Annotated in this window: 10 protein-coding genes; 7 read left to right on the top strand and 3 right to left on the bottom strand. The window is 72.3% G+C overall.

Annotation, left to right across the window (positions count from 1 at the left end; all coding sequences use genetic code 11):
- Positions 1 to 25: 25 nt before the first annotated feature.
- The 6 genes from ACFYUY_RS05645 to ACFYUY_RS05620 all read left to right on the top strand — a co-directional run bounded on the left by ACFYUY_RS05645 (position 26) and on the right by ACFYUY_RS05620 (position 6,931).
- A complete protein-coding gene (locus ACFYUY_RS05645; protein ID WP_387898232.1) occupies positions 26 to 2,128 on the top strand; it encodes a hypothetical protein in 2,103 nt (700 codons plus the stop codon).
- Positions 2,129 to 2,334: 206 nt separating this feature from the next.
- The gene (locus ACFYUY_RS05640; RefSeq protein ID WP_387898230.1) at positions 2,335 to 2,523 is read left to right on the top strand and encodes a hypothetical protein; all 189 of its coding nucleotides are present in this window, start codon (positions 2,335 to 2,337) and stop codon (positions 2,521 to 2,523) included.
- 34 nt (positions 2,524 to 2,557) lie between these two features.
- Positions 2,558 to 2,986 (top strand): hypothetical protein, encoded by a 429-nt coding sequence (locus tag ACFYUY_RS05635; protein WP_387898227.1) that lies wholly within the window; start codon positions 2,558 to 2,560, stop codon positions 2,984 to 2,986.
- A 175-nt stretch (positions 2,987 to 3,161) separates the two neighbouring features.
- On the top strand, positions 3,162 to 5,156 hold the full coding sequence (locus ACFYUY_RS05630) for a DUF3987 domain-containing protein (protein WP_387898225.1): 1,995 nt from the start codon (positions 3,162 to 3,164) through the stop codon (positions 5,154 to 5,156).
- Positions 5,157 to 5,422: 266 nt separating this feature from the next.
- Entirely contained in the window at positions 5,423 to 5,650 is a 228-nt protein-coding gene (locus ACFYUY_RS05625) for a helix-turn-helix domain-containing protein (RefSeq protein WP_360214612.1), read from the top strand.
- A gap of 3 nt (positions 5,651 to 5,653) precedes the next feature.
- The gene (locus tag ACFYUY_RS05620) at positions 5,654 to 6,931 is read left to right on the top strand and encodes a tyrosine-type recombinase/integrase (protein WP_387898222.1); all 1,278 of its coding nucleotides are present in this window, start codon (positions 5,654 to 5,656) and stop codon (positions 6,929 to 6,931) included.
- Between the two features lie 75 nt (positions 6,932 to 7,006).
- On the opposite strand, the gene ACFYUY_RS05615 is transcribed toward ACFYUY_RS05620, so the two are convergent.
- A complete protein-coding gene (locus ACFYUY_RS05615) occupies positions 7,007 to 8,368 on the bottom strand; it encodes a glutamine synthetase family protein (RefSeq protein WP_360214608.1) in 1,362 nt (453 codons plus the stop codon).
- A 174-nt stretch (positions 8,369 to 8,542) separates the two neighbouring features.
- On the opposite strand from ACFYUY_RS05615, the gene ACFYUY_RS05610 reads away from it, so the two are divergent.
- Positions 8,543 to 10,297 carry an NAD+ synthase gene (locus ACFYUY_RS05610; RefSeq protein WP_387898219.1) on the top strand — a complete coding sequence of 585 codons (1,755 nt, stop codon included), beginning with the start codon at positions 8,543 to 8,545 and terminating at the stop codon, positions 10,295 to 10,297.
- A gap of 26 nt (positions 10,298 to 10,323) precedes the next feature.
- Here the strand turns inward: ACFYUY_RS05610 and ACFYUY_RS05605 are convergent, their stop codons facing one another.
- Both ACFYUY_RS05605 and ACFYUY_RS05600 read right to left on the bottom strand, forming a co-directional pair.
- On the bottom strand, positions 10,324 to 11,379 hold the full coding sequence (locus ACFYUY_RS05605) for an endonuclease/exonuclease/phosphatase family protein (RefSeq protein ID WP_360214604.1): 1,056 nt from the start codon (positions 11,377 to 11,379) through the stop codon (positions 10,324 to 10,326).
- Between the two features lie 275 nt (positions 11,380 to 11,654).
- The gene (locus ACFYUY_RS05600) at positions 11,655 to 12,293 is read right to left on the bottom strand and encodes a TetR/AcrR family transcriptional regulator (RefSeq protein ID WP_360214602.1); all 639 of its coding nucleotides are present in this window, start codon (positions 12,291 to 12,293) and stop codon (positions 11,655 to 11,657) included.
- Between the last annotated feature and the right edge of the window lie 50 nt (positions 12,294 to 12,343).

The following is a 12,343-nucleotide window of genomic DNA, read 5'->3' as shown; positions in this document are numbered from 1 at the left end:
CCCGCTACCGGCTGGAGACCCCGCCATGACCAAGACCAACAAGACCGAGATGCGGGTGGACTGGACGGCCCGGCACGGCCTGGTGACCGGCACCCTGAACGGCGTCGGAGGAGCCCTCACCGTCACCGCGCTCGGCCACGCCACCGACATGCCCGCCACCTGGGCCCTCGCCGCCGGCGCCGCCGGAGCGCTCGGCACCATCGCCGCGGGCCTGCGCCGACGCCTGACCGGCGCGACCATCGTGTTCCGGAGCACGTGCTGGATGGTCGCGGGCGGCTGGTCGTCCTGGGCCCTCGACCACGGCGGCCCCTGGCAGTGGCCCGACCTGGGCACGCTCGCCGTCGCCGGAATCGCCGCCGGCACCCTGGGCGCCGCGTTCGCCGCACACGAGGAAGTCGAGCAGGCCCGGCGCACACACCTCCTCCTGATCGGGGCCCGCCGCCAACTCGCCGCCGAGTGGACCGACCGGATCCGCCGCGTCTGCAACGTGGAGGTAACCGTCCTCGGCGTCCAGCACTGGCCCTCCGGCGCCGGCTACACCCTGGAAATCGAGCTCCCCGAGGGAGGCACCACCCGACGCGCCATCACCGACCGCGCCGAAGGACTCGGATCCGACCTCGACCTGCCCGACGGCTGCGGCCTGCAGGTCATGCCCGGCATCTCCCGCCGGCGCGTACTCATCCAGGTCACCACCAAGGTCATCACCGATGAACTCCTCTTCCTTGCCGAGGACATCACGGAAATCACCACCGTCAACAACCCGATCCCGGTCGCGCTGCTCTCCGATGGCGCGCGGGCGGAGATGGACCTGCGGCAGGCCTCCACGATCGTCACCGGCCCCACCGGCAGCGGCAAGACCAACTGGCTCCACACCCTGATCGCGCGCCTGGACCAGACCAACGACACGCTGGTGTGGGTGATCGACCTCAACGGCGGCTCGATCGGCCTGCCCTGGCTCAACGCCTGGCGCGACGCCCAGTTGGGCCGCGAGGGTTCGCGCTGGGCTGACGCGGACATCCCCGTGCCGGGCGTCGACTGGGTCGCCTCCACCGTGGAGGAGGCGCGGCGGATGCTCGCCGCCGCCGTTCGCATCGCCAAGGCCCGCAAAGTGGCCTATCAGGAGGCGATGCGCGACGCCAACGACGACAAGCTCCCCGTCGGCCCGCGGATTCCGGAGGTCGTCATCATCATGGACGAGGGCGCCGAGGTCGCCGCCACCCGCGAGGCCCGCCAGGTCCTCGCCGGAGTCTCCGAGGTCGTGCGCATCGCCCGCGCCATGGCGATCCGCGCGGTCATCTCCGTCCTGCGCGTCACTCAGGACGTCATGCCCGACCCGCTGGTGCGCAAGATGGCGAGCAACCGCCTGGCCACCGGCGCCCTGGAGGACTCGGAGTTGGGCCACCTCTTCGGGTGGCGGGCCCTGCGGGCGGAGGACTCGTTCTCGGGGAAGGGCTCGGTGCTGGTCGGCACCGAGGGCAAGCAGCCCGCCAAGGCCCGGCAGTCCCGCATCAAGCCCGACGTGATCGAGGAGATCACCGCGCTCACCGCCCACCGCCGCCCCGCGCTCGACGCCCCCTCGCTCGAAGCGGCCGGCGCCGACTACACCGACCGCTGGCTCCTGGAGCGCTGCGGCCACCTCTGGGCCGGCACCGCACCCGTCACCACCCCCGCCGCACCCGCGGCACGGACCACGGCCGGGCCCGCCGCCGGCCCCGGCGCAGGCAGCGCACCGGCCGGTGGGTGGAAGGCCACCGCCGGATGGGACCGCCCCGCCGAGACGACGGTCGACGACCTGGAGTCGATCTGGCTCCTGCCCTCCGCCATCGAGCCCGACGCCACCCCGCCCGGAACCGACTGGGCCGACGCCTCCACCTGGGCCACCGGCCGCGAGGACACCACCCCCGAGACCCCGGGCGCGAAGGACGCGGCGCTCGCGCTGCTGCGCGAGGCCGGCCCCGAGGGCACCGGCGCCTCCGCGATGGAGAAGGTGTTGCAGCCCCGGTTCGGCACCCGGCGGCAGGCCATCGCTGGATGGCTCAAGGGCTGGGCCGATAGCGGCGAGGCGGTCCGGATCGGCGAGGGCAGCAAGGCCCGCTACGTCCATCGCGATCACGCCCCCGACGCCTGAAACGGCCCCTGTCCTGTCGTCTGTCGCCACTCCCGAACGAGGGGGGCTTTCGCCTGTCGCGCAGCCTGTATCCCCCCTCTGACCTGCGGACGACAGGCGACAGGACAGGACAGACGACAGGCCGCACGACAGGTGAACCAACCCCGCCCCGGACCCCTTCGGGGCCGGCCCCCAACGCCCGCCCACATCTGCCGGAAGGCTCTGCCGTGATCGTCTCGCTCAGCACCGCTGTCCTGTTCGCGATCATCTCCGTCGTCCTCATCCGCGGCCGGCACCTCTCCCTGTCCGCCGCCGTCGTGCTCTGGCTGAGCGGGTTCACCGCCGCCTCCACCGGCATCTCCGGCCCCGTCAACGACGCCCTCACCGCACTCGTCCAGGCCGTCTCCGGCCACTGACCCACCAACCCACCGCCCCGACGGGAGAAGCACCGTGAACCACACCCCACAGCCCGGCCCGGTGCTCTACACCGCCGACGGCCACCCCCTCTACGCCGCAGCCCCGCTCACCACACCGCCCGCCCTCTACCAGCCCACCACCCCGATACCCGCCACGGTCAGCCCGGCGCCCGGGCCGACCGTGGTCTACCTCCCCACCCCGCCCCCGGCCACCGAACCCGCCCCGGCCCGCGACCCGTGGCCCGCCCGCCTGCTCGCCGGCGGCGTCGCCCTCGGCGCCGGCGGCCTGGGCATCGGCTACGCCGTCCAGGCCGTCGCACAAGCCGCCGGAAGCGTCGGCGGCCTCGCCGCCCTCGGCGTCGGCGCCTACGCCCTCGCCAAAACCACCACCGCCCGCGGCGGCGGGGGCGGCGGGCAGAGCGCCGTGAACGTCCACGTCAACGTCACCAACCACAACCGCTGAACGGACCGCCCGATGACCAACCCCATCGACGCCCTGCTGCCGCCCGCACCGGCCACCGTCTGCGACGGACAGCTCCCGCTCGACCTCTGACCTCCCCTTCCGTCGGGCGGTCCCGCCCGGCACCTCGTCCCGGTCTCGGGCCGCCCCGCTTTGCTCCGCACGAAAGGAGCCCGCGTTGAGCACCGAGTACGCGCCGAACGTGATCCCGTTCCGCCCCGAGCCCGCCGAGGTCAAGGCCGCCGAGCAGGCCGTCATCGGCGCAGCCCTGCTCGACCCCACCCAGATCCCCGCGCTCGCCGCCCAGCTCGGCGACCCCGGCGCCTTCCACCACCCCGCCCACGAGACGATCTGGCACGCCATCACCCGCATGGCCGGCGGCGAGCGGCCGGTCGACCCGCTGCTGCTGACCGGCGTCCTGCGCGCTCAGGGCGACCTCGGCCGCGTCGGCGGGCCCGGCTACCTGCACACCTGCATCGAGGCCACCCCGACCGCCGCGAACGGCGACTACTACGCCGAGATCGTGCGCACTGCCGCCGAGCGGCGCCGGATCGGCACGAACACCAGCCGCCTGGCCCACATGGCCGGTGACGACCAGGCCGACCTGGAGGCCGTCCGCACCGCCGCCCTCTCGGTGCTCGCGGACCTCGCTGCGGGTGACACCTGGCTCGACCCCGTTCCCCTTGGCTCCCACACCGGCCTGCCGACCTTCCCCGTGAAGGCCCTGCCCGGATGGGTCGGCGCCTACGTCGAGGCGGTCGCGGAGTTCACGCAGACCCCGCCCGACGCGTCCGCCACCATGGCCCTCGCCGCGCTGTCGACCGCCGCCGGCGGCCGGGTGGGCGTGGAGATCCGGCCCGGCTGGCGCGAGCAGTCCAACCTCTACCTGACCTGCGCGATGCCCCCGGCCAGCCGCAAATCCGACGTGTTCGCCTTCACCATGGGCCCCGTCTACAAGGTCGAGGCCGAGCTCCAGACCGAGGCCAAGGCCGCCATCATCGAGGCCGAGACCGCCCGCGACGCAGCCCTCGCCGAGGTCGACGCCCTGATGGCCAAGGCCCGCAAGAACCCCGACACCGACCGCACCCAGCTCGTCGCCGAGATCGCCGCGGCCAAGATGCTCGCCGAACAGATCATCGTCCCGCCGAACCCGCGCCTGACCCTGTCCGGGGACATCACCCCCGAGACCGTCACCAGCCAACTCGCCGTCCACCGGTGCCTGGCCGCGCTCAGCCCCGAGGGTGACCTGTTCGACAGCATGGTCGGCCGCTACTCGAGCAAGCCGAACCTGGGCGTGTTCCTCCAGGCCCACAAGGGCGAGCGCCTCCAGGCCGACCGCATCACCCGCGAACAGCCCACCGTCGACAAGCCCGCGCTCACCATCGGCGCCACCCCGCAGCCCGCCGTCCTCCAGGAACTCGGCTCCGCCCCCGGCGCCCGCGACCGCGGCCTGCTCGCCCGCTTCCTCTACTCCCTGCCGCCCTCCAACCTCGGCTACCGCAAGATCCGCACCGACCCGATCCCCGACAAGGTGGCGAACGCCTACGACCGCAACCTCACCCGCCTGCTCCGCGCCATGACCGACCTCACCGAGCCCGTGGTCGTCCTCATGGACCAGGCCGCCGACCTCGCCGTCGAGAAGCTGCAGGAGCGTGTCGAGGTGCAGCTGCGGCCCGACCAGCCGCTCGCCCACATCAAGGACTGGGCCGGCAAGCTCGTCGGCCACATCGCCCGCATCGCCGTCCTGCTCCACCTCGCCGACCACATCGCCTCCGACCAGGACCAGGGCGCCTGGCGGGCCGATCTGGACGCCGCGACCGTCGAGCGGGCCGCCGAGATCGCCGACTACTACACCGCCCACACCCTCGCCGTCTTCGACCTCATCGCCGCCGACCCCGCCACCGAGGACGCCCACGCCATCCTCCAGTGGCTCCAGCGCCCGAAGAAGGACGGCGCCCACCGCACCCACATCAAGGCCCACGACGCCGTCGCCAGCAGCCGCCGGTTCAAGAAGGTCGCCGACGTCGAACCCGCCCTCGCCCTCCTCGAACAGCACGGCTACCTGCGCGCCGACCAGCACACCGCGACCGGCCAGCGAGGGCGCCCCCAGGCCGCTACGTACCGTGTCCACCCCACCATCGAGAGGCCCGTGGACGGAGAGGAAGCCCCGTAACCGTCAGGGATGTCAGGACAAATCCCTGACCAGCAAAAACGACCCCGGACACGGCGTCAGGGATTGTCAGGGATGTCAGGAAAAACCCGGCGGCGGCGCTTTTCCCTGACATCCCTGACAATCCCTGACGCCCTGCCAGGAGCCAAAGCCCCAGGTCAACGATTTGTCCTGACATCCCTGACACTTTCCGGCCCCAATCCCCGTCCACACACAGGGGCCATCACGCACTGCAACCACCATCCGTACTCGCCAACGGAGGCTTCGCCATGCCCTCGAAGGGCCGCAGCACGGGCACCGGCTCGAACATCCGCCCCCTCCCAGACGCGTACCTCGAACCCGAGGACATCGCCCGGATCTTCAAGGTTCCGCTGGAGACCGTCTACCAGTGGCGCCGCAAGCGCACCGGCCCGCCCGGCTTCCGTGTCGGTCGACACGTCCGCTACCACCCCGCCGCCGTCGCCGAATGGGCGCACAACGGAGAAGAGGCTGCCTGACCCATGGCCGGACACATCCAGGACCGCTGGTACAAGACCGAGATCGGCCCCGACGGCAAGCCGCGGCGGGTCCGCACCGAGCGCTACGGCACCGGCCTGCGATACCGGGCCCGCTACGAAGGCCCCGACGGCACCGAGAAGAGCAAGAGCTTCCCCGACCGCCGGAAGCGCCTGGCGGAGATTTGGTTGACCGAGATCGAGGCCGACATGTCGCGCGGCCAGTACATCGACCCGAAGGCCGCCCGCGTCACCTTCAAGCAGTTCGCTGAAAAGTGGTTGGAGTCCCAGAACACCGACCTCAACACCCGCTCGTCCGTCGACGCGCAGGTCCGGCGGCACGCGATTCCCTACCTGGGCTCCCGCCCGATGGACTCGTTCCGCCCGTCGCACATCCGGGAGTGGCTGGCCGAGCTGGAGAAAGCAGTCCCCGCCTCCTCGTACCGCCGCGTCATCTTCGGCAGCGTCTCCGGCATCTTCACGGCCGCCGTGGAGGACGAGCTGCGGACCTCGAACCCATGCCGTTCCCGCGCCGTCACCGCGCCGAGCCGGGGTTCGGGTCGTGTGCGACCGTGGCTTCCCGACCGTGTCGCCGCCGTACGGGCCGGGCTACCGGACCGCTACCGGGCCATGAACGACGCCGGCGGGGGCTGCGGGTTGCGGCAGGGCGAGATCTTCGGTCTCCCCGTGGACGAGATCGGGTTCGACACGGGGTGGCTCCACGTCGGCTACCAGGTCAAGGACATCGGCGGACGCCTGGTGTTCGCGCCGCCGAAGCGCGGCAAGGTGCGGGACGTACCGCTCCCGGAGCGGGTGGGGCACCTCTTCAAGGCCCACATGGAGGCGTTCCCGCCGGTGGAGGTCACGCTGCCGTGGCTGACCCCGGACGGGCCGCCGGTCACGAAGCTGCTGCTGTTCTCCCGGGAGGAGGGCGGCCCCGTCCGGCGGAGCGACTTCAACACCTACGCGTGGAAGCCCGCGCTCGTCTCGGCCGGGGTCATCCCGGCACCCGAGAAGGGCAAGCGGCACCAGGCATCCCGCGAGGACGGCATGCACGCCCTCCGGCACTTCTACGCCTCCGTCCTGCTGGACGCCGGCGAGAGCGTGAAGGCACTGAGCGGGTATCTCGGGCACACCGACCCGGGCTTCACGCTCCGGGTCTACACGCACCTGATGCCGAGCAGCGACGGCCGTACCCGCCGGGCCGTGGACAAGCTCTACGAAACGCTCGGATGGACCACCGATCCGAGCGCTGACGGCCCCCAGACGGCCCCGGGCGAGTGAGAGGGCCCCGGGTCGGCGACACGACATCGCCGACCCGGGGCCCTCACTCGCCCGGAAATGTGCTCTGGCCTGCGGTTACAGCACCTGCAGGTTCTTGCGCAGCTCGAAGGGGGTGACCTCGGAGCGGTACTCCTCCCACTCCTGGCGCTTGTTGCGCAGGAAGAAGTCGAAGACGTGCTCGCCGAGGGTCTCGGCGACGAGCTCGCTGCGCTGCATCAGGTCGATCGCCTCGCCGAGGTTCTGCGGCATCGGCTGGATGCCGAGGGCGCGGCGCTCGGAGTCGGAGAGCGCCCAGACGTCGTCGTCGGCGCCGGGCGGGAGCTCGTAGCCCTCCTCGATGCCCTTGAGGCCGGCCGCGAGGGTGACGGCGTAGGCGAGGTACGGGTTGCAGCCGGTGTCGAGGGAACGGACCTCGACCCGGGTGGAGCCCTGCTTGCCGGGCTTGTACATCGGCACCCGGATCAGCGCCGAGCGGTTGTTGTGGCCCCAGCAGATGTACGAGGGGGCCTCGCCGCCGGCGCCGGCGGTGCGCTGGGAGCCGCCCCAGATGCGCTTGTAGGAGTTCACCCACTGGTTGGTGACGGCGGCGGTCTCGGCGGCGTGCTTGAGCAGGCCGGCGATGAAGGAGCGGCCGACCTTGGAGAGCTGGTACTCGGCGCCCGTCTCGTGGAAGGCGTTGCGGTCGCCCTCGAACAGCGAGAGGTGGGTGTGCATGCCGGAGCCCGGGTGGTCGGAGAAGGGCTTCGGCATGAAGCTGGCGTGCACGCCCTGCTCCAGCGCGACCTCCTTCATGACCAGACGGAAGGTCATGATGTTGTCGGCGGTGGACAGCGCGTCGGCGTAGCGCAGGTCGATCTCCTGCTGGCCGGGGGCGCCCTCGTGGTGGGAGAACTCCACCGAGATGCCCATCGACTCCAGCATGGTGATGGCCTGGCGGCGGAAGTCGTGGCCGACGCCGCGCGGGGTGTGGTCGAAGTACCCGGACTGGTCGGCGGGGATCGGCGGGGTGCCGTCGCCGGGCAGGTTCTTCAGCAGGAAGAACTCGATCTCGGGGTGGGTGTAGAAGGTGAAGCCCTGGTCGGAGGCCTTCTCCAGGGTGCGCTTGAGCACGAACCTGGGGTCCGCGAAGGAGGGCGAGCCGTCGGGCATCAGGATGTCGCAGAACATCCGGGCGGTGCCGGGGGTCTCGGAGCGCCACGGCAGGATCTGGAAGGTGGTCGGGTCCGGCTTGGCGATCATGTCGGACTCGTAGACCCGGGCGAAGCCCTCGATCGCCGAACCGTCGAAGCCGATGCCTTCCTCGAAGGCCTGTTCCAGTTCGGCCGGTGCCACCGCCACCGACTTGAGGAACCCGAGCACGTCGGTGAACCAGAGCCGGACGAACCGGATGTCACGCTCTTCGAGCGTCCGAAGCACGAACTGCTGCTGCTTGCCCATGGGGACAGTCTCACCTCTGCTCTTTACGCTCGTGTTACGCCCGGAGAACCCTCGGGAGACCTCCGGAGGCGACTGCCCCCATCATGGCCGATCACCGGCCCGGACGGCAGCGCCGACCCCCGTTCCGCCCCCTCGGACCGCACATTGCGTCAGATCGACGATTACACTCGGGGCATGCCCAATCTCCGTCTCGCCCTGAGCCAGATCGACCCGTGGGTCGGTGACATCGCCCGCAACAGCGATGAGGTGGTGCGCTGGACCGAGCAGGCCGTGGCGGCCGGCGCCCAGCTGGTCGCCTTCCCCGAGATGGTCCTGACCGGCTACCCCGTCGAGGACCTCGCCCTGCGCCGCTCCTTCGTCGAGGCGTCCCGCACCGCGCTGGTCGGGCTGGCCGGGCGCCTGGCGGCCGGCGGACTGGGCGAGGTGCCCGTCGTGGTCGGCTACCTCGGACGCTCGGAGCACGCCTCGCCGCGCTTCGGCCGCCCGGCCGGGTCCCCGCAGAACTGCGCCGCCGTGCTGCACCGGGGCGAGGTGGTGACCCGCTTCGCCAAGCACCACCTGCCCAACTACGGCGTGTTCGACGAGTACCGCTGGTTCGTCCCCGGCGACCAGCTGCCGGTGCTGCGGGTGCACGGGGTGGACGTCGCGCTGGCCGTCTGCGAGGACATCTGGCAGGACGGCGGCCGGGTCACCGCGGCCCGCGAGGCCGGGGCCGGGCTGCTGCTGGTGGTCAACGGCTCGCCGTACGAGCGGAACAAGGACGACCAGCGGCTGGAGCTGGTCCGGCGCCGGGCAGCCGAGGCGGGCTGCACCCTGGCGTACGTCAACATGGTCGGCGGCCAGGACGAGCTGGTCTTCGACGGCGACTCGATCGTGGTCGGCGCGGACGGCGAAGTGCTGGCCCGCTCCCCGCAGTTCGAGGAGCACCTGCTGGTGCTGGACCTCGACCTGCCGGCCGCCAGCAGCGACCACACCGACGGCCTGCTGCTGAGCGACGGGCTGCACCTGGTCCGCACCGAGCTGGACGGCGGCCCGCGGGACGCACCCGCCCTCCCGGTGGCCGCCGGGGTCGCGCCGCGGCTGTCCGACGAGGCCGAGATCTGGGCCGCGCTGGTCTCCGGCACCCGGGCGTACGTCACCAAGAACGGCTTCCGGTCGGTGCTGATCGGCCTCTCCGGCGGCATCGACTCGGCGCTCGTGGCCTCGATCGCGGTGGACGCGATCGGCGCCGGGAACGTGTACGGCGTCTCGATGCCCAGCCGTTACTCCTCCCAGCACTCCCGGGACGACGCGGCCGAACTGGCCCGCCGCACCGGCCTGTACCTGCGGACCGTCTCCATCGCGCCGATGTTCGACGCGTACGTGGCCGCCACCGAACTGACCGGCCTGGCCGAGGAGAACCTGCAGTCCCGGCTGCGCGGCACGCTGCTGATGGCGATCTCCAACCAGGAGGGGCACATCGTGCTCGCGCCCGGCAACAAGAGCGAACTGGCCGTCGGCTACTCGACCCTGTACGGCGACTCGGTGGGCGCGTACGGGCCGATCAAGGACGTCTACAAGTCCCTGGTGTTCCGGCTGGCCCGCTGGCGCAACGAGGAGGCCGAGCGGCGCGGCGAGGTGCCGCCGATCCCGGAGAACACCATCTCCAAGCCGCCGTCCGCCGAGCTACGGCCGGACCAGAAGGACACCGACTCGCTGCCCGACTACGACCTGCTGGACAGCGTCCTGGACCGCTACATCGAGGGCGACGAGGGCCGGGACGCGATCGTCGCGGCCGGTTTCGACCCGGCCGTGGTGGACCGGGTGGTCCGGCTGGTGGACACCGCCGAGTACAAGCGGCGGCAGTACCCGCCGGGCCCCAAGATCTCGGTGAAGAACTTCGGCCGGGACCGCCGCCTGCCGATCACCAACCGCTGGCGGCGCGGCTGAGACCGTCCCGCGGACGGCGGCCGGGGCTACTGGAACCGGTAGGTGGCGGCCACCGCGAGGTGGTCGCTGCCGTCCTGGGGCAGGGTGCGGGAGTCGACCGGCTTGAGGCCGCCCTTGCTCATGATCTGGTCGATCCTGGCCATCGGGAAGGCCGCCGGCCAGCTGAACCCGAAGCCGTCCCCGGCGGCGCCCTGGGCCGAGCGCATCTGCGAGGTGACGGGCGCCAGGCTGCGGTCGTTCATGGTGCCGTTGAGGTCCCCGAGCAGCAGGACCTTCTTCACCTGCTCGGCCTGGATCGCGTCGCCGAGCGCCTGCGCGCTGACGTCCCGCTGGTGGACGGTGAAGCCGCCCTCGGCCTTCAGCCGCACGGAGGGCAGGTGCGCGACGTACACCGCGACCGGGCCCTGCGGGGCGGCGACCTGGGCCCGGAACGCCCTGGTCCAGCCCATCCTGAGGTCCACCGGCGAGACCCCGCTGATCGGGTACTTCGACCAGAGGCCGACCGTCCCCTCCACCGCGTGGTACGGGTACGCCTCGGCGAGCCCGGTCTCGTAGGAGTGCAGCGGCTTGCCGGCCAGTTCCTGGAGGGCGATGATCTGGGCGCCCGAGGCGACCAGCCCGCGGACGGTGCCGGGCACGTCGGTGTTGGCGGCGGCGACGTTGTGGCTGACCACCGTGAAGTCGCCGGAGCCGCCGTTCTTGTCGCTGAGCAGGCCGCCGAACAGGTTGAGCCAGATCGCGACGGGCAGCAGCAGGGCGATCAGCGCGGTGGCGGAGCGGCGCAGCAGCGCGGGCACCAGCAGCACCGGGACGGCCAGGCCCAGCCAGGGCAGGAAGGTCTCCAGCAGGCTGCCGAGGTTGCCGACGCTGTTGGGGACCTCGGCGTGGAACGCCAGCAGGGCGGCGGTGAGCACGGCGAGTGCGGCGACGACCAGTCCGCGGCGCCAGGTGGTGCTGCCGCGGCCGTCCCGGCCCCAGTGCCGCAGGCCCAGGAATCCTCCGGGACGGTCGACGGGCTCCGGGGCGTCCTGCTCCCCCCGCTCCGCGGCCGTGGTCCGGTCGGTCCTGTCCGCCTGCGTCATCCGTGGCTCCCGCCTGTCGTGCCGTCCGCCGCTCCGGGGTCCGGCCCGCGGGTTCACGGGCGTGTGCCGGACCGGTGCCGGTTCGTTCGGATACCGGCTCAGCCTATGCCGGGACAGACGCGGGGCCCGGCGGAGCGGGTTCCGGCGCGGCCCGCTTTGGTGAGCCAGGCCACGTCGGGCGCCGCCGGGCGGTCGGTGGACGGTCGGCGGGCGGCCCGGCGGCGGGGGTCCGGGCGCACGGGGGCCAGGGTGCCCGGGGGCCAGGGTGCCCGGGGTCAGGAGGCGGCGCGCGGCGCGAGGCCCTCCAGCAGTGAGTCGACCATGGTGCGGGCCAGGTCCGGGTCCTCCAGGTCGGAGTCGTCCCAGAGGATGCTGCGGTAGAGGATCGGGCCCATCAGCAGGTCGCCGAGCAGCTCCACGTCGAGGTCGGCGCGGAGCACGCCCTCGTCGACGGCCCGGCGGATGAGGTCGAGCGCGGCCTCCCGGCGCGGCCTGACCACCCGCTCGCGGTACACCTTGTACAGGTCGGGGAGGCCGTGCATCTGACCGAAGGCGGCCTTGAGCACCCAGCGGCTGCGCTTGGCGAGGCCGCGCCGGCGCATGTAGTCGACCATCTCGACCAGGTCGTCCCGGGCCGTGCCGCCGGTCGGCTCGGGCATCGGCACCTCCAGCCGGCTGACCACGTCGACCAGCAGGGCCTCCTTGTTGGGCCAGCGCCGGTAGATGGTGGCCTTGCCGACGCCGGCCGCGGTGGCGATGCCCTCGATGGTGAGGTCGGACAGCGTGGTGCCGCCCGCCATCAGGTCCTCGACGGCGGTGAAGATGGCCTGTTCGGCGGCCTCGCTGCGCGGTCGGCCGCGCCGGGCGGCGACGCAGGGTCGTGCGGTCCCTGCGGCCGGGGTGTCCGTCGTCATCCCCGCTGTTCTCCCTCGCTGTCCGCGTGGCGCGCGGGCGCCGCTCGTCG

The organism is Kitasatospora sp. NPDC004745, assembly GCF_042873275.1.
Taxonomy (GTDB): domain Bacteria; phylum Actinomycetota; class Actinomycetes; order Streptomycetales; family Streptomycetaceae; genus Kitasatospora.
This window is presented reverse-complemented; position numbering and strand designations above follow the sequence as displayed.

Coding starts and splice junctions, on each gene's coding strand:
- ACFYUY_RS05600 (WP_360214602.1), bottom strand. CDS start 12,293: ATGACGACGGACACCCCGGCCGCAGGGACCGCACGACCCTGCGTCGCC.
- ACFYUY_RS05605 (WP_360214604.1), bottom strand. CDS start 11,379: ATGACGCAGGCGGACAGGACCGACCGGACCACGGCCGCGGAGCGGGGG.
- ACFYUY_RS05620 (WP_387898222.1), top strand. CDS start 5,654: ATGGCCGGACACATCCAGGACCGCTGGTACAAGACCGAGATCGGCCCC.
- ACFYUY_RS05615 (WP_360214608.1), bottom strand. CDS start 8,368: ATGGGCAAGCAGCAGCAGTTCGTGCTTCGGACGCTCGAAGAGCGTGAC.
- ACFYUY_RS05610 (WP_387898219.1), top strand. CDS start 8,543: ATGCCCAATCTCCGTCTCGCCCTGAGCCAGATCGACCCGTGGGTCGGT.
- ACFYUY_RS05645 (WP_387898232.1), top strand. CDS start 26: ATGACCAAGACCAACAAGACCGAGATGCGGGTGGACTGGACGGCCCGG.
- ACFYUY_RS05625 (WP_360214612.1), top strand. CDS start 5,423: ATGCCCTCGAAGGGCCGCAGCACGGGCACCGGCTCGAACATCCGCCCC.